The organism is Marinobacter sp. L-13 (assembly GCF_056857715.1).
Genome location: NZ_JBSXNQ010000044.1, coordinates 64,887 through 81,217, shown reverse-complemented (window position 1 = coordinate 81,217; position 16,331 = coordinate 64,887). Strand labels below are relative to the sequence as shown.

Genomic DNA, 16,331 nt, shown 5'->3' with positions numbered 1-16,331 from the left:
AATTATCTGCTCCTCCGAACGGTAGTATCCTGCCTGCTTCGCAGTTCCTGAAGAACCTGATCAGTCAGGGTCTGGATGTCCACGTTGCCCTGGTTGTTGCCGGAGGATGATCCACCGGTACGGGGCAGCGAGCCCTGGGTCAGTCGATCAAGCGGCAGGTACATCATGTTGCCACTGCTCTCCGTATCAACCAGGATCTTGCTGCTGTTAGCAAGGACTTCTTCGACCGTCTGTAAGTACAAACGTTCGCGAGTGACTGTCGGAGACATCTGATAGACGGCCAGTAGCTCAAGGAAACGCGAGGTCTCACCACGGGCCCGCTCGATCACCTCTTCCTTGTAGGCGTTGGCTTCTTCGATCATGCGCTGGGCCTCACCACGAGCCTCCGGAACGATCCGGTTGCGGTAGGTTTCAGCTTCTTCCTTCACCCGCTGCTCGTCCTCACGGGCCCTCTGGACTTCACGGAAGGCATCCTGGACCGCTGGTGGTGGCTGGGTGCTTTCAACGTTAACCCGCACCAACTCCAGACCAGTGCCGTATTCCCGCAGGAACATCTGGAGCCTTTGCTCGACCCGCACGGCCAGTTCTGCACGACCTTCGGTCAGTACGTCGTCGAGTGTCGAGCTACCGACCTCGTGACGGATCGCACTATCCGTTGCAAAGGCCAGCGCCTGGTTGGAGTCACGCACATTCAGCACGTAGGCTTCTGCGTCGCCAACGCGGTACTGCACCTGGAGGTCAACCGTTACCAGGTTTTCGTCCTGGGTCAGCATCTGGCCACTGGACTCAGCGGTACGCACGTTAGTCACGCGGACCTTGGTGACGCTATCGATCAGTGGCACCTTGAATCTCAGGCCAGGATTCTCGGTCTGGTGGTATTCACCGAAACGGAGAACCACCGCCCGCTCCTGTTCGTCCACGGTATAGAAGGACTGGAAGATGACATAGCCGACCACCAGTATGGCTGCCAGTGCGAGAATCGCACCAAAACCACCGGCGCTGCCGCCGCTACTGCCACCGCTGCCGCCGGACTTGCCACCCTTGCCGCCCAGCATCTTGTTGAGCTTGTCGAGACCTTTTTTCAGCGCCTCATCGAGGTCTGGCGGCCCCTGATCATTGCCGCGTCGACCACCACCGGTACCCCAGGGGTCATTGTCGTTACGGTTTCCACCCGGTTCGTTCCAGGCCATAGTGCTCTCCGTTACTGACTTATAAATAGAATGACTGCAAATACTAGGGATTTATCTCCGCCCCGGCAATAGCCGCTGCGGTTTCAGGCGTGACCCACGTCCAGCCTGACTGACTTTTCATTCACACCGGCGCGGCTCAGCAGCTGATGCCAATCCCGGTTCTGCAGGCGCACCTCAACCACCGTGTCGCCGGTATCCCGGTATTCCTCGCTGATCACCGATCCTGCCTCATGCAAAAGTGCACGCAGTTTGCCATCCGCGGGACCCAGCAGGACAAAGTGGTGAACGACGTCTTCGGCCACACGCTCCACGATCGCATCGAACAAGCCGTCCAGGCCTTCGCCAGTAACCGCGGAAACCCACGCTCTCACCGGGATACCCTCTTCGTTGCGCTCAACCCGAGGCGTGAAATTTTCAAGCAGATCAATCTTGTTGAACACCTGCAGCATGGGAATGTCGTCCGCCCCGATCTCCGCAAGCACTTCCTCAACCTGCTCAATGTTCTCCTCGCGGCGCGGGTCATGGCTGTCGATGATGTGAAGCAGCAGCGTCGCCTGCGTTGTTTCCTCAAGCGTCGCCCGGAACGCCTCAACCAGCTTGTGCGGCAGATGCCGGATGAAGCCCACGGTGTCCGCCATTACGACCGGCCCGACATCCGGAAGTTCCAGCCGCCGCAACGTCGGATCCAGCGTGGCGAACAGCTGGTCTGCAGCATATACGGAGGAAGTGGTAATACGGTTGAATAAAGTGGATTTACCGGCGTTGGTATATCCAACCAGCGATACGGTGGGGATGTCAGCCCGCTGACGGGCCCTGCGGCCCTGGTTGCGCTGGCGACGAACCTTTTCCAGACGCTTGTGGATAGACTTGATGCGCTCCCGCAAGAGCCGGCGGTCGGTTTCCAGCTGGGTTTCACCAGGCCCGCGCAGCCCGATACCACCTTTCTGTCGCTCAAGGTGGGTCCAGCCCCGAACCAGTCGCGTGGACATATGCTCGAGCTGCGCCAACTCTACCTGAAGCTTACCTTCGTGAGTCCGTGCCCGCTGAGCGAAGATATCAAGAATCACACCGGTGCGGTCCAGCACACGGCACTTGAGCTCGTGCTCAATGTTGCGCTCCTGGCGTGGGCTCAGGGCATGGTTGAACAACACCACATCCGCTTCGTTCGCCGCTACTGCATCACGAATTTCTTCCAGCTTGCCCTCACCAACGAAAAATCTGGGGCTGGGCTGCTTGCGGGACCCGGTAACGGTTGAGACAGGCTCAACACCGGCAGAGGTGACCAGCTCCCGGAACTCACCGGGGTCTTCGGTACCATCGTGGGCAGTAAAATCGATGTGGACGAGGACCGCGCGCTCACCGACATCAGGACGTTCAAACAATTGGCATCAACTCCGGGGTAAACACATGATGAGGGTCATAAAAACAAACACCCGCAGCCACAAGACCCCTTGTCGGGATCCTCTGGAACGCGGGTGGCAAGATCGGGAAACGGATGGATCAGTCTTCAGACTCGCCCTCTCCTCCCGGAGCCTGCTGCGGAATGCGGACATTTCGGGCAGGAACCACAGTGGAAATAGCGTGCTTGTAGACCATCTGGCTGACAGTATTTTTCAGCAAAATCACGAACTGGTCGAAAGACTCAATCTGGCCCTGAAGCTTGATACCGTTGACCAGAAAGATGGAAACCGGAATGCGTTCCTTGCGCAATGCATTGAGGTAAGGGTCTTGTAACGAATGCCCTTTTGACATGTGTTTTCTCCTGTTTTTAGTAAATGCAGATCGTCATTTGTCAAAATTAAATGTGGTGCGAAGTCGGATTTTTTTCAAGGCTACCTCAGCGATATGTTTGTCGCCGCTGTCCAGCCAGTCCAAATCTGACCACTTGCGCAACCAGGTCAACTGCCGCTTCGCCAGTTGGCGTGTTGCTGCCACTCCCTTGCTGACAAATGTCTCGTAGTCGTCTTCCCCGGACAAATAGCTCCAGGCCTGGCGATATCCGACACAACGCATGGAAGGGAGATCAGGGTGCAGGTCGTCCCGGATCATCAGAGCCCGAACTTCATCAACGAACCCCGCCTCCAGCATTTTTAGAAACCGCAGGCGAATCCGCTCATGAAGCACCCGCCGCTCAGGCGGCGTCACGGCAAGTTGAATTACAGTATACGGAAGCAAAGATGTTTCGTCTGCCTGCCAGCGAGTGAAATAGGTGTAATCCTCAATGTCGCCGACCTGCGCCACTGCCGTCGTTTGCTCACAGCCACCCTGATCGGCTCGCCAGAACTCCGAAATCGGCTTGCCGGTAAGGCGCAATACCTCCAGGGCCCGCATCAGACGCTGCCGGTTGTTCGGATGGATCCGCTCGGCTGCCACCGGATCACTGGCCCGCAGCTCTTCATGCAAAGCCTCCCAACCCCGCTCCTCTGCCTCCTGCTCCAGCGCCCGTCGTACGTCGGGGCTGGCCGATGGCAGACCGGACATTCCATGCAGCAACGCTTTGAAATACATCATGGTGCCGCCGACTAGAAGCGGGATCCTGCCTGCGGCCGTTATTTCGGCCATGGCGGTCAGCGCGTCCCGACGGAAATCCGCAGCGGAGTATGTTTCCGCCGGATCGCAGATATCAATCAGCCTGTGGGGCGCCCGCGCGAGCTCTGCGGCCGTGGGTTTGGCCGTTCCGATATCCATACCCCGATAGATCATTGCGGAATCTACGCTGATGATGTCGCAAGGCAGGTGGTCGCAGAGCGCCATGGCCAGGTCTGTCTTTCCGGAAGCCGTGGGCCCCATCAGAAAGATGGCAGGAGGCAGTGACACCTCAGCGCCCCCGGAGAAACAGCTTGTCCAGCTCAGACATGGTCACCAGGGTCCATGTCGGCCGGCCATGGTTGCACTGGCCACTGCGCTCGGTCGCCTCCATGTCCCTGAGCAGCGAATTCATCTCCGGAATGGTCAACTGCCGGTTGGCACGCACTGAACCATGGCATGCCATGGTGCCGAGCAGCTCATGCGTCACCGCCTCGACACGATCACTCTGACCGTGCTCAATGAGATCCGCCAGAACGTCACGCACCAGCTGTTCTGTGTCAGCACCCCGCAGAAGCGCGGGCACCTGCCGCACAGCGAGGGTTTCCGGACCAATCCGCTCAATCTGGAGACCAAGCTTCTGCAGTTCTTCACCGTGACTCTCGGTCAGGGCGGCTTCTTTCTGGCTGACCGCCAGCGACAGCGGCACCAGCAACGGCTGGCTTTTAAGGTCCTGCTCGGCAAGCGCCCGCTTCATTCGCTCATAGGTAATGCGCTCGTGGGCCGCGTGCATGTCCACAACAATGAGCCCCGCACGACCCTGGGCAAGAATATAGATCCCGTGCAGCTGGGCGATGGCATATCCGAGCGGCGGCTCCTGGTCACTGTCTGCAGGCGGTGTTGGCATTGGTGTGGCGGCGCGATCGCTTACGGGCATAGCCTGCTGTCCGTCGCTTCCGCCACCGGCATTCAGGGACTGATAAAACGCCATCTGATCGCTGGCGCGCCACTCCTGTTGGGGCTGCGACTGTCCGCCAAAGCCGGCGCCTGAGCTGCCGGGGTAACCATAGCTGGATACCGATGGCTGGCCGTTCCAGCCCGCCTCTGCAGAGGCACCGGTGGACGGAACGGCTTCCTGACCCTGGGTGACTGCTTCGCGACCAAAGGACTGCGCCACCGCGCCGCGGAAATGATCGTCCGGCCGGACATCGGCCAGCGCCTTGTGCAGGGTTCTGAAGATGAAATCGTGAACCAGCCGACCATCCCGGAACCGGACCTCGTGCTTGGTCGGGTGGACGTTTACATCGACGGTGGCGGGGTCGACTTCCAGATACAATACAAACGCCGGGTGCCGGTTATTGTAGAGTACATCCCGATAGGCCTGGCGCACGGCATGAGCTATCAGGCGGTCACGAATAACGCGGCCGTTGACGAAAAAATACTGAAGATCGGCCTGGCTGCGCGAAAATGTGGGAAGAGCGACCCAACCCCAGAGGCGCAGCCCGGTGGCCTCCGCATCAATAACCACCGCGTTATCGATAAACTGCTGGCCGCACAGGGATCCAATCCGACGCTCGCGATCGAGGGCCGATTCCGCTGGCCTGAGGCTTTGAACGACACGCTGGTTATGGCGCAACGTGAAGCCAGCATCGAAACGGCTCAGCGCCTGGCGCCGCACACATTCTTCGACGTGATTGAATTCTGTCTTTTCAGTACGCAGGAATTTGCGGCGAGCCGGGGTGTTAAAAAACAGGTCGCGCACTTCAACGGTCGTTCCGACCGGATGCGCTGCAGGCGAAATTCTCGCGTCCATTTCCCGGCCCTCGACCTCGACCCGAGAGGCCGCTTCCTGCGACTCGGTCCTTGAGGTCAGGGTAAGACGGGAGACAGAGCTGATACTGGCAAGCGCTTCTCCCCGGAAACCCAGGGACGCCACGGCTTCCAGATCGTCCAGACTGGCAATCTTGCTGGTCGCATGGCGGCTTAGCGCCAGGGGAAGATCGTCTTCCTCAATACCACTGCCGTCATCCCGAACTCGAATCAGCTTGACGCCGCCCTGCTCCACCTCAACATCGACGCGGTTGGCGCCGGCATCCAGGGCATTTTCAACCAGTTCTTTGACGACAGACGCGGGGCGCTCAACCACCTCACCCGCGGCAATCTGGTTCGCGAGCCGCGGTGACAGCAATCGAATGGGGGGCATGTTACAGAAAAACCTCTTGATCAGGACGCGGGAATACGAATGGTTTGCCCTACCATAACACGGTCGTCCCGAAGGTCGTTAAACTGCATCAGCTCACTGACGGTCGTCTGATTTTTCCGGGCCACGCCGGATAGCGTGTCTCCACGCTGTATCCGATAGTGGCTGATGCTGTTTCCACCCTGGCGATTCTGTTTTTGCCACGCCAGCAGGGTTCCAGGCGGGGGCGTTTTCTGGAAGTAGTCATCTATGCCTTTCATGATGGCGCCGGCCAGCTTGTTGCGATACCACTCAGTGGCCAGGTTTTTCTCTTCCTGGGGATTCGATACGAAGCCTGCTTCCACGAGGATGGAGGGAATATCCGGTGATTTCAGAACCGCAAAAGCGGCCTGCTCAACGCCAGGCTTGTGCAACTTCGCCACGCCGCCCAATTTGCCCAGGACCGAACTGCCAACCCCCAGACTGGCGTTGATACTGGCCGTCATGGAGAGGTCCAGCAGAACACCGGCAAGCATGTCGTCACGGCCATCGAGGGACAGCCCGCCGGCACCACCGATCAGATCCGACCGGTTCTCACTATTGGCCAGCCAACGGGCGGTTTCACTGGTGGCGCCGCGTTGGGAAAGGGCAAAGACCGAGGCACCTTTGGGTTGTGGTGTACGGAAGGCGTCGGCATGGACCGAGACGAGCAGGTCAGCGTTGTATTTCCTGGCCAGAATCGTGCGATTGCGAAGGCCAATGTAGTAGTCCCCGGTTCTGGTCAGCTTGGCGGTATAACCCGGCCGATCATTGATGAGGTTGGCCAGGGTTTTCGCCATTTTCAGAACCACATCCTTTTCACGGGTTCCCCGCGGACCAATAGCACCCGGATCTTCCCCGCCGTGCCCGGCATCAATGACCACAATAACGTCCCGCTTTCCGGATGAATCCTGGGTCACGGTGGGCGTTGTCGCCTTTTCCAGCCGGCTACCGCTTTCATCAATCAGGTCGACCACCAGTCTGTGGCCGTACTGCTGATTCGGCTCGAGCTGAAAACTCCGCGGTTTGATGTCAGCCTTGAGATCCAGAACGACGCGCAAATCGGTGCCGTTTCTGGGGGCACTGCGGATTCGCCTGATCGGACTGCCGGAAAGGTCCAGACCGGAAAAATCGGTCTTCAGGTTGGCATTCTTGAGATCGATCACCAGCCGCGCCGGGCCGCTCAGGGAGAAAATGTTGTGCTCCACCTGCCCGCCAGTGTCCAGAACCAGCCGGGTATGATCGGGCGCGGGCCAGATACGGGCACTCTCAACCTGTGTCGCCGCCGAACCGTGAAACGCCAATGTCATAAGCAATAGCGCAATCGGCCAGACCAGTTGTTTACTCAGCTTTGCACAATTCATAAAGCTTACCTGCCAGTTTATTCCCGGTTCCGGGCTCACTATGACGCCGGACCAATCAACTCCAGTTCGTTCAGCACCCCGGCGCCCAGCTCTGAGCGGGCCCTGAGGACTACAGAGCGCCCCTCTCCCCGGGTTTCGAGATGAACCTCCAGGTCCGGCTCGGGCAATATGCCCTTGCCTCTCTCGGGCCACTCGATCAGGCACAGGTTTTCGGCGGAAAAATAATCGCGGATGCCCATGTATTCCAGTTCTTCGGCGTCGCCCAGGCGATAAAGATCAAAATGGTATGTCGGTGGATTCAGAGTCTCGTAGGGCTCTACCAGGGTATAGGTCGGGCTCTTTACGGCCCCCTCATGACCCAATCCGCGCATGACGCCCCGACTGATGGTGGTTTTACCCATGCCAAGCTCACCATCCAGATAAACAACCAGGCCATGGCCAGATTCCACGACGGTTCTGGCCAGCTCCCGACCGAGATGCTCGGTTTCGGCCTCGTTCTCCAGAAAAACCCGACGCTCGTTACCCATTATGCTCATAACGATTCAGCCCCCGGACTCCTTTCAGATTCCCGAAACACCAACGGCAGCGCATCGATGACATCGGTCGGTATCAGCCCGATAAACCCCGTGGTTCTCGCAGCACGGTCAGCCGCAGCAAGGTGCACGGATGCACCCAGCACGGCCGCTTTCTGTCCGTCGCCAATCTGAGCCAGAACAGCCGCAACAATACCTGAGAGCACATCTCCCATTCCGCCAGTCGCCATTCCGGGATTGCTGCCACTGATGATATCCAGGCCACCGTCCTCAGACGCGACAACGGTGCCGGCGCCTTTCAAAAGCACCGTGCCGCCGTACAGCGCCTGCAGATTTCTGGCGGCGGCCATCCTGTCTGCCTCAACCTCGGGCACCAGGCAATTCAGCAACCTGGCCGCCTCGCCCGGATGAGGAGTCAGGATGTGATTATCCGCCGGGATGGCTACCCGACCAGACAAAAGGTTCAGCGCATCCGCATCCAGCACCCGCGGCTTGCCGCTGGCAACCACCTGCTCGAGCATCTGCTGGCCCCAGGCGCTTCGCCCGATACCCGGGCCACACACGACAACCGAGGCAGCATCAAGCAACGTCGGCAACTCCGAGCCATGGATCAGGCCATGAACCATGACGGATGGACATCTTGCCAGGGCCGCTGTCACATGCTCGGGGCGGGTCGCCAACGACACGAGCCCGGCACCCGATCGCGCCGCAGCCTCTGCCGCCAGCAGACCGGCCCCACCGAATCCGCGATCACCCGCAACCACCAGCACATGCCCGAACCTTCCCTTGTGAGCGTTGGCAGGCCGGGGTGGTAGCCAGGGCATCACAGAACCCCAGTCACGACGGCGGGCGACGGGCTTCTGGCCGCTACCGGCGATACCCTCGTCGGTATCCAGAGATTCGAAAACCACCTCGCCGCACGCTGCTGCACCTTGCCCCGTGAACAAGCCAGCCTTGAGCCCGATAAAGGTCACTGTCCTGGCCGAATTAACCACATCCCCCTCGGCCGCTCCCGTGGTCGCATTAAGCCCGGAGGGCAGATCCACTGCAAGGACAGGCGCTAAAGCGCTGTTACACCGGCTTATCAGAGTCGCAAACGGTTCCCGGGGGGCACCGGACACGCCAGTACCGAGCATGGCATCAACAATCAGGCCCGCGCTGGCAAACAGATCGTCCAGCGATGACTCGCCGAGAGCCTCGAGGTCAAAAACATCTACACCGTCCGCCAGGGCCTTTTGCCAGGCTTTACGGGCGTCGCCGGACAATTTGCCGGTTGGCGCAACCGCGACACAGCTGACGTCCAGATCGTGCCTTTTCGCACTTGCCGCGACCAGGTAACCGTCACCACCGTTGTTACCCGCACCGCACAGGACCAGCACCGAGCCGCAGTTTGGCCAATGCCGTACCAGGCAGCGAAAAGCGGCGTGGGCGGCGGACTGCATCAGTTCAAAACCATCAACACCTTGCTGATCAATCACATAGCGATCGATCTGCCTCACCGCATCGGCGGAAAACAGTGCGTCTGGTAGACTGTGCCCAGCGGACGGCGGCATGAACCTTTGCTCCCGTTACAGAAACCGGTTTAAGAAAATTGGCCAGATACCTGTAAAGCATAGCAAAACAGTAGAAAAGGTCATAACTTAATCAGATTAAATATCCGTACACGGGTTCAGCACCGAATTCCAGCATCGGCAGTCACTATGAGCACCACAGCAACCTGTACCACGACACACCCGGAACTTGCGGATCTGCCGTCGCTCATCCGCCGGTGGGCAGCTGAATTCGGGTTTGCCGATGTGGGCATTACCAAGGCGGACACGGGCGAGCACGCCGACCATCTGAAGGACTGGCTTGCGGCAGGTTACCAGGGCGAGATGGATTACATGGCCCACCACGGTGACAAGCGCTATACGCCTGCCTCTCTGGCGCCGGGCACCACGCGGGTTATATCCGTGAGAATGGACTATTTGCCCTCACCAGACAGTCCGAAAGAAGCGCTTACTAACCGGGAGGGTGCTTATGTCACGCGTTATGCGCTGGGTCGGGATTACCATAAACTGATCCGTAAGCGTCTTGCACAGCTGGCAGCGAAGATTGATGAGGCCGTTAGCGGATACGATTACCGGGCTTTTGTAGACAGCGCTCCGGTGCTGGAACGCGCACTGGCGCAGAGAGCAGGCCTCGGCTGGATCGGCAAGAACAATATGCTGATTCACCCGAAGGCCGGCTCGTTCTTTTTCCTCGGGGAAATCTTCACCAGCGCCCCCCTGCCCATCGATGAACCCTTTGAAACGGATCATTGCGGCAGCTGTTCGGCCTGCCTCGACCTTTGCCCGACGGACGCCTTTGTTGGCTCGCACAAGCTTGATGCCCGACGTTGCATCAGCTATCTCACCATCGAGCTGAAAGGGAGTATCCCAGAGGAGCTGCGACCGCTAATGGGCAACCGGGTTTTCGGTTGCGATGACTGCCAGCTGGTGTGTCCATGGCAGAAGTTCAGCAAACCGACCAGCGAAAAGGACTTTCAACCGAGGCATGGGCTGGACAACAGCTCCCTGGCAGAGCTTTTTCTCTGGACCGAGGAGCAGTTCCTCAAACGCACCGAGGGCTCTGCGATTCGGCGCACAGGCTACGAGGGCTGGCTCCGCAACCTGGCGGTCGGGCTGGGCAATGCGCCGTCAACCATCCCGGTAATTGAGGCCCTGAAAAAACGCGCGGACCACCCTTCCGAGGTGGTCCGCGAGCACGTCCAGTGGGCTCTGAAGCGGCATGGCCTATAGCTTGAAGAACTGTTCCCGGTAATGACGCAGTTCGTTGATGGAGTCCCGGATGTCGTCGAGTGCAAGGTGGCTACCTTTCTTTTTTACGCCGGCGAGGACATCCGGGCGCCAGCGGCGAGCAAGTTCTTTCACTGTGGATACGTCGAGATTCCGGTAATGGAAGAAGTCTTCCAGTTCGGGCATGTATTTGACGAGGAACCGGCGATCCTGGCCAATGCTATTGCCGCACAGGGGTGACTGGCCCTTTTCTACGTGTTTTTTCAGGAATTCGATGGTCTGCTGTTCGGCTTGAGACTCGGAGATATCGCTTTCCTGAACGCGTTTGGTGAGTCCGCTTTCACCATGGGTACGGGTGCACCATTCGTCCATGGAGTCCAGAAAGGATTGTGGCTGATGGACGGCAATAACCGGTCCTTCCGCGACAATATTGAGTTCCGAATCGGTGATGATTGTGGCCATTTCGATGATCCGTTCTTTTTCCGGATCCAGGCCTGTCATTTCCAGATCGATCCATACGAGGCGATTGCTTTCTGCCATTTTGTTACCAGCCTTCTGAGTGCGGTGGTAGTGGTGCTGGGTCCGGCTTTCCGGAAACCGCTACGAGCACATCCATGTGCGCTTGGCGTCGGCCATCCATGGCCGCCGACATTTCCGGAAAGCCGGACCCAGCCCCACTGCGAAATCAGGTGATATACCTTGAACGTCTCGGCATTGCCCAAGCCGAGTAGCTACGATTGCAGTATGATGGCACACCAAGGGCGAAACTTTCATCTGGTTATCCGGGACATAAATGGCAAAACGGCGACTGAACAAACAGCAGCAATTCCGCATCAAGAAAGTCCAGGAGGAGCGTGCGGCCCGGGCGGCGCGCAAGGAGAAGAAGGTTCAGGAGCAGGCCGACGCCGGCGAGCTCGGGCCAGAGCAGGAAGGGCTGGTTATTGCTCACTACGGGCAACAGCTGGATGTCGAAGCGCTTGAAGGCGACCAGGAAGGCGATGTGGTTCGCTGCTTTGTTCGGGCCAACATTGATAGCCTGGTAACTGGCGACAAGGTTGTCTGGCGGCCGGGTAAGAATGAGACGGGGGTTATCGTTGCCCGCAGTGAGCGCCGCAATCTGCTGCAGCGGCCGGATAATTTTGGTGCCCTGAAGCCGGTGGCCGCAAACATTGATCATATTATTCTTGTGATTGCGCCGGAGCCGGAACCTCACGATAACCTGATTGACCGGTATCTGGTTGCATCCGAGATCACAGACATTCCGGCAGTGATTCTGTTGAACAAGACCGATCTGATCACCGACAGCAACCGGGAGTACATCGACGCGCTTCTGGGCCGGTATGAGGCCCTGGGCTATGAGGTGGTTCGAACGTCTGCGGCTGAGTCCGGTGATAAACCTTCGCCAGAGGTTGAGGCACTGGTGAAGGATCAGACCAGTGTGTTTGTGGGGCAATCCGGGGTGGGCAAGTCATCCATTATCCAGACACTGATGCCCGATGAGGCCATTCGCGTGGGGGCTGTGTCGGAGAGCACCGGCAAGGGGATTCACACGACAACCACGGCTAAGCTGTTCCACCTGCCGCTAGGAGGCGATCTGATTGACTCGCCGGGGATCCGTGAGTTCGGGCTCTGGCATATGACAGCGCAGGAGATCGAGTATGGCTTTCGGGAAATTCGGGAGGTGATCGGCACCTGCAAGTTCCGCAACTGCCGGCACATGGGTGACCCCGGTTGCGCCATCGACAGAGCTGCGGAGGAAGGGAAAATCAGCCCGGAGCGGCTGAAAAGCTTCCACCGGATTCTTCAGGATATGACGGAGCAGCAGGCCCGCGGGCTGAAGCTGGACTGACAGACCCGAGCGGCCTTACCAGTTGAGTTCGCCAGGGGCCGGCTCTTCTTGTTCCTGCAACCATTCCCCGCTTTCCAGACGCTCACGGGCCGCCTCCCGCTCCGCCTCGGTCGGCTGGGTCAGATCAATCAGGGGCTCATCTGACTGGCCGGCAGTGCTCTGAATATTATCGACGGTCTTCTTGTTCAGAACGATAATGGAGATGCGGCGATTCACCGGCGCGTTCGGGTCTTCGTTGTCGAACAGTACGGAATCACTCAGGCCAACCACGCGAGCAATCTGCTGCTGACGCACACCCCCTGCAACCAGCGCTCTTCGGGCGGTATTTGCCCGGTCTGCCGATAATTCCCAGTTCGTGTAACCCGGCCGGCCGCTAAATGGCGTGGAGTCGGTGTGCCCGGTAATACTGAGCTTGTTGTTCACTGAACCCAGAGTTTTCGCAAGCTCAAACAGAATATCCTGAGAGTAGTACTTCAGCTCGGCCCGGCCGCTGTCGAACATGGGGCGACCGGAGCGATCGACGATCTGGATCCGCAGGCCCTCGTCGGTTATATCGATCAGCAACTGATCCTTGAACTCCTGCAAAGTCTCATCCTGCTTGATTTGCTCCTTCAGCTCCTGAAACAACTCCTGCATACGTCGCTGTTCAAGAGTTTCAGAGAGCTCATCCACCACTTCGTCTTCAATCTGGATCTGGCTCGATTCGATATCCGGACTCGCGTCGTTGACGACCGAGGCACTGCCCTCAAGGTCCACAGGGTTTGGAGAACCACCCTCGGTAAAGCCAACGGGATCCCGGAAGTAACCCTCAACCGCTTTTTTTTGCTCCGGCGATGCCGTAGCGGTTAACCACAGAACCAGAAAGAAAGCCATCATGGCGGTGGCGAAATCGGCAAACGCGACCTTCCAGGAGCCACCGTGATGGCCACCTGCAACAACCTTTTTCCGTTTGATGATGATCGGCTGTTCTTCCACGAATCGGCTCCGGGTTCAGATGAGGGCGGTGTTACTTGGAACGAACGTGATCATTAAGCTCCTGGAACCCAGGGCGCTTATCCGTGGGCAACGCCTTGCGGCCAAACTCAATGGCCATCTGGGGTGCTTGCCCGGAAACCGTCGCCACAATCGCTGATTTGACGCACTCGTAAGCCTTCAGCTCATACTTCGCAGCGTGTTCCATGGCGATAGAAGCAGGACCCACAAAACCATACCCCATGAAAATACCCAGAAAAGTACCCACCAGTGCTGCAGCCACACTGAGACCAATTTTTTCCGGGCCTTCAGTGAGAAAGTTCATGGTAATTACGATACCCAGCACCGCAGCGACGATGCCAAGCCCCGGCAGCGCATCGGCGATTTTGTTGACCGCGTGAGCAGGCTCCTCAAGCTCGTGCTGACGACTGTCGATCTCATTCTCCATCATGCCTTCCAGCTCGTGGGTCGCCATATTTCCGGAGCTGATGATGCGAAGGTAGTCCGTGATGAACGCGAGCAGTTCCTTGGACTTCATGACGGCTGGATATCGACTGAAAATCTGGCTTGCCTCGGGATTATCGATGTCCTCCTCGATCGCCATGACGCCTTGTTTACGGGATTTATCGAAGATCTCGTAAAGCAGACTCAGCAGATCCATGTAGAAAGCCTTTTTATAGGGTGAGCCTGTGAGTAACTGGACTCCCTTACCAAAGACTTCTTTGAGCGTATGGACGGGGTTAGCAATGATGAACGAGCCCAGAGCCGCCCCGAAAATGATTAACACTTCGGTTGGCTGCCAGAGCACCATCAGATTGCCGCCGTGGAGAACATAGCCAGTCAATACGCTGGCCAGAACAATAATCGAACCGACGATCAGTAACATAGAATCTACGCACGCCTTATTTTCTTGGTTATCGGCCGGAGCCGGAAGCTGTCACGCAAAAGGTGACACGATAATAGCAAGGCCGCGTCATAACCGCGAAGCCATGAAACAATTTCTATACAGGTAGCAGTCTTTGGTAAACTTCGCGCCTTTGAGCGCAAAGGATCACATCTAATGTTCGACAAGCTTTTTGTTCTTAGCCAGTACATCACGCCGCAACTGGGGGTATCCAACCTCGCCGGCCGTCTGGCGGACAATGACCGCTCCCCTGCGCTCAAGAACCGGGTTATAAAATGGTTTATCGGCCGCTATGGCGTTGACATGAGCGAAGCCGCCGAGCCTAACCCTGAAGCCTACGCCACGTTCAACGATTTCTTCACCCGGGAGCTGAAGCCTGGCATCCGCCCCCTGGCGGACGGCGAAAAAACCCTGGTCAGCCCCGTTGACGGCGCCATCAGCCAGCTCGGCCAGGTCACCGGAGACCGGGTTTTCCAGGCAAAGGGCCAGTCGTTCAGCCTGAGCGAGCTGCTCGGTGGCGAAGAGGCGACCACAGCCCCGTTTGCCGATGGCGAATTTTCTACAATCTACCTCTCGCCCAAGGACTATCACCGGATCCACATGCCGATGGCCGGCACGCTTCGACAGATGATCCATGTTCCCGGCAAGCTTTTTTCGGTCAACCCGGTAACCGCCGAAAATGTCCCGAATCTGTTCGCCCGCAATGAGCGGGTTGTCTGCATCTTCGACACCGCCTCCGGCCCCATGGCCCTGGTACTGGTTGGCGCCATGATTGTCGGCAGCGTGGAAACCCGCTGGGCAGGCGTTGTTGTGCCCGGCAGACGGCAGGTCACATCAACACTGTACGAAGGCGAGCAGGCCATCACCTTCGATAAGGGTGAAGAAATGGGCCGGTTCCGCCTGGGCTCCACTGTGATTGTGGTTATGCCAAAAGGCGCCGTCAGTTGGAACAGCAATCAGGTGGCCGGCAAAACCGTTCGCATGGGCGAGGCGTTCGGCGCCCTGGCGTGATCAAGTTCCGCAGGCTCAAGCCCGCTCGAACGGAAACGCCAAGACCTCACGGATGTCCTGGACTCCCAGCTTGAGCATCAGCAGCCTGTCCAGCCCGAGTGCGACACCGGAGCACTCGGGCAAACCCTGATCAAGCGCAGCGAGAAAAGCCTCATCCAGCTCCATTTCAGGCTTTCCGGATCGGCTGCGAAGCTCGTTATCGGCCTCAAAGCGCAACCTCTGTTCTCTTGGATCGGTCAATTCCCAGTAACCGTTACAAAGCTCCAGACCATCTACATAGAGTTCAAAACGATGCGCGGTCTCATAACCGTTAGACTTCGAAACTCTAGCGAGAGAAGCCTGCGAGGCTGGATATCCCGTTATGAAAACGGGCCTGCCCCGTCCCAGATTCGGCTCCACGGCAAAACTCATCAACAGATCGAGGCAGCCATCCCGACCAAGGTCCGCCAATTGCTCTGGCTCCAGCCACTCCTCACAGCGGCGCATCAGTTCAAGGTCCGTCGCTGCGAACGGGTCAATGTGCGCCCATCGCCTGAGGGCATCGCGATACTGAATGATTTCCGGCCGCTCGCATCCCAGCCAGCCGCAGACAAGGTCCGACACTTCAGCCATGAGCGTCACATCGTCAAAGCCTGTCCGATACCATTCGAGCATGGAGAATTCGGGGTTGTGACGACGCCCCTGTTCGCCATTGCGGAACACCCTGGAGATCTGAAAAATGGATCCACAGCCGGCCGCAAGCAATCGCTTCATGTGGTACTCGGGAGACGTCTGGAGCCACCCGCCTTTGCGTGTGCCGGCAGAAACCTGCGCGGGGATGCCGTCAAGATTGACATCAGTAACGCCACATCGCCCAAGCACCGGGGTTTCGACCTCCAGCACTTCTCGCTTCGCAAAAAAGCCGCGCACAAACGCCAGTTGTTGTGCGCGGCTTTTCAGGGCAGCCTGCGAGGCAGAGGGCTGCCAGACAGGTTCGCGGTTCATGAC

15 protein-coding genes are annotated in these 16,331 nt (G+C 58.3%); 3 read left to right on the top strand and 12 right to left on the bottom strand.

All coding sequences use genetic code 11. The features are described from left to right. Positions 1-2: 2 nt before the first annotated feature. The 8 genes from hflK to AC13DD_RS05885 form a co-directional block, all read right to left on the bottom strand. Entirely contained in the window at positions 3-1,190 is a 1,188-nt protein-coding gene (gene hflK / locus AC13DD_RS05920) for an FtsH protease activity modulator HflK (protein ID WP_053112707.1), read from the bottom strand. Between the two features lie 83 nt (positions 1,191-1,273). Next, positions 1,274-2,572, bottom strand: a complete 1,299-nt coding sequence (hflX, locus tag AC13DD_RS05915; protein WP_008170060.1) for a ribosome rescue GTPase HflX — start codon at positions 2,570-2,572, stop codon at positions 1,274-1,276. A gap of 118 nt (positions 2,573-2,690) precedes the next feature. Beyond that, complete coding sequence (gene hfq / locus AC13DD_RS05910) at positions 2,691-2,942, bottom strand: RNA chaperone Hfq (protein WP_008170056.1); 252 nt, start codon at positions 2,940-2,942, stop codon at positions 2,691-2,693. A gap of 33 nt (positions 2,943-2,975) precedes the next feature. Then, positions 2,976-3,980, bottom strand: coding sequence for a tRNA (adenosine(37)-N6)-dimethylallyltransferase MiaA (gene miaA, locus AC13DD_RS05905; RefSeq protein WP_482930985.1), 1,005 nt, complete (start codon positions 3,978-3,980; stop codon positions 2,976-2,978). Between the two features lie 28 nt (positions 3,981-4,008). Next, positions 4,009-5,919, bottom strand: coding sequence for a DNA mismatch repair endonuclease MutL (mutL, locus tag AC13DD_RS05900; protein ID WP_482930975.1), 1,911 nt, complete (start codon positions 5,917-5,919; stop codon positions 4,009-4,011). Positions 5,920-5,939: 20 nt separating this feature from the next. Continuing rightward, positions 5,940-7,244, bottom strand: coding sequence for an N-acetylmuramoyl-L-alanine amidase (locus AC13DD_RS05895; RefSeq protein ID WP_482930984.1), 1,305 nt, complete (start codon positions 7,242-7,244; stop codon positions 5,940-5,942). Positions 7,245-7,336: 92 nt separating this feature from the next. Continuing rightward, on the bottom strand, positions 7,337-7,834 hold the full coding sequence (gene tsaE / locus AC13DD_RS05890) for a tRNA (adenosine(37)-N6)-threonylcarbamoyltransferase complex ATPase subunit type 1 TsaE (protein WP_041645383.1): 498 nt from the start codon (positions 7,832-7,834) through the stop codon (positions 7,337-7,339). Beyond that, complete coding sequence (locus AC13DD_RS05885; protein WP_482930974.1) at positions 7,831-9,384, bottom strand: NAD(P)H-hydrate dehydratase; 1,554 nt, start codon at positions 9,382-9,384, stop codon at positions 7,831-7,833. Before AC13DD_RS05885 ends, tsaE begins: the two co-directional genes overlap by 4 nt. Positions 9,385-9,531: 147 nt before the next feature. On the opposite strand from AC13DD_RS05885, the gene queG reads away from it, so the two are divergent. Beyond that, positions 9,532-10,611, top strand: coding sequence for a tRNA epoxyqueuosine(34) reductase QueG (gene queG, locus AC13DD_RS05880; RefSeq protein ID WP_273094580.1), 1,080 nt, complete (start codon positions 9,532-9,534; stop codon positions 10,609-10,611). Here the strand turns inward: queG and orn are convergent. Then, positions 10,606-11,148 carry an oligoribonuclease gene (orn, locus tag AC13DD_RS05875; protein WP_008174128.1) on the bottom strand — a complete coding sequence of 181 codons (543 nt, stop codon included), beginning with the start codon at positions 11,146-11,148 and terminating at the stop codon, positions 10,606-10,608. The genes queG and orn overlap by 6 nt on opposite strands. Before the next feature lie 253 nt (positions 11,149-11,401). Between orn and rsgA the strand changes: the two genes are divergently transcribed. Then, entirely contained in the window at positions 11,402-12,457 is a 1,056-nt protein-coding gene (rsgA, locus tag AC13DD_RS05870; protein ID WP_014577800.1) for a small ribosomal subunit biogenesis GTPase RsgA, read from the top strand. Positions 12,458-12,472: 15 nt separating this feature from the next. Here the strand turns inward: rsgA and motB are convergent, their stop codons facing one another. Together motB and motA are read right to left on the bottom strand one after the other, a co-directional pair. Further along, positions 12,473-13,432 carry a flagellar motor protein MotB gene (gene motB, locus AC13DD_RS05865; RefSeq protein ID WP_482930973.1) on the bottom strand — a complete coding sequence of 320 codons (960 nt, stop codon included), beginning with the start codon at positions 13,430-13,432 and terminating at the stop codon, positions 12,473-12,475. A 31-nt stretch (positions 13,433-13,463) separates the two neighbouring features. After that, the gene (gene motA / locus AC13DD_RS05860) at positions 13,464-14,315 is read right to left on the bottom strand and encodes a flagellar motor stator protein MotA (RefSeq protein ID WP_008174118.1); all 852 of its coding nucleotides are present in this window, start codon (positions 14,313-14,315) and stop codon (positions 13,464-13,466) included. Between the two features lie 174 nt (positions 14,316-14,489). Between motA and asd the strand changes: the two genes are divergently transcribed. After that, positions 14,490-15,344 (top strand): archaetidylserine decarboxylase, encoded by an 855-nt coding sequence (gene asd / locus AC13DD_RS05855; protein ID WP_008174116.1) that lies wholly within the window; start codon positions 14,490-14,492, stop codon positions 15,342-15,344. A gap of 15 nt (positions 15,345-15,359) precedes the next feature. On the opposite strand, the gene epmA is transcribed toward asd, so the two are convergent. Next, positions 15,360-16,328 (bottom strand): EF-P lysine aminoacylase EpmA, encoded by a 969-nt coding sequence (gene epmA, locus AC13DD_RS05850; protein WP_008174115.1) that lies wholly within the window; start codon positions 16,326-16,328, stop codon positions 15,360-15,362. Between the last annotated feature and the right edge of the window lie 3 nt (positions 16,329-16,331).

Excerpts from the sequence above, each read along its gene's own strand:
- mutL (WP_482930975.1), bottom strand. The coding sequence starts at position 5,919 with ATGCCCCCCATTCGATTGCTGTCACCGCGGCTCGCGAACCAGATTGCC.
- motA (WP_008174118.1), bottom strand. The coding sequence starts at position 14,315 with ATGTTACTGATCGTCGGTTCGATTATTGTTCTGGCCAGCGTATTGACT.
- miaA (WP_482930985.1), bottom strand. The coding sequence starts at position 3,980 with ATGGGGCCCACGGCTTCCGGAAAGACAGACCTGGCCATGGCGCTCTGC.
- asd (WP_008174116.1), top strand. The coding sequence starts at position 14,490 with ATGTTCGACAAGCTTTTTGTTCTTAGCCAGTACATCACGCCGCAACTG.
- hfq (WP_008170056.1), bottom strand. The coding sequence starts at position 2,942 with ATGTCAAAAGGGCATTCGTTACAAGACCCTTACCTCAATGCATTGCGC.
- hflK (WP_053112707.1), bottom strand. The coding sequence starts at position 1,190 with ATGGCCTGGAACGAACCGGGTGGAAACCGTAACGACAATGACCCCTGG.
- epmA (WP_008174115.1), bottom strand. The coding sequence starts at position 16,328 with ATGAACCGCGAACCTGTCTGGCAGCCCTCTGCCTCGCAGGCTGCCCTG.
- orn (WP_008174128.1), bottom strand. The coding sequence starts at position 11,148 with ATGGCAGAAAGCAATCGCCTCGTATGGATCGATCTGGAAATGACAGGC.
- AC13DD_RS05895 (WP_482930984.1), bottom strand. The coding sequence starts at position 7,244 with ATGACATTGGCGTTTCACGGTTCGGCGGCGACACAGGTTGAGAGTGCC.
- queG (WP_273094580.1), top strand. The coding sequence starts at position 9,532 with ATGAGCACCACAGCAACCTGTACCACGACACACCCGGAACTTGCGGAT.
- AC13DD_RS05885 (WP_482930974.1), bottom strand. The coding sequence starts at position 9,384 with ATGCCGCCGTCCGCTGGGCACAGTCTACCAGACGCACTGTTTTCCGCC.
- tsaE (WP_041645383.1), bottom strand. The coding sequence starts at position 7,834 with ATGAGCATAATGGGTAACGAGCGTCGGGTTTTTCTGGAGAACGAGGCC.
- rsgA (WP_014577800.1), top strand. The coding sequence starts at position 11,402 with ATGGCAAAACGGCGACTGAACAAACAGCAGCAATTCCGCATCAAGAAA.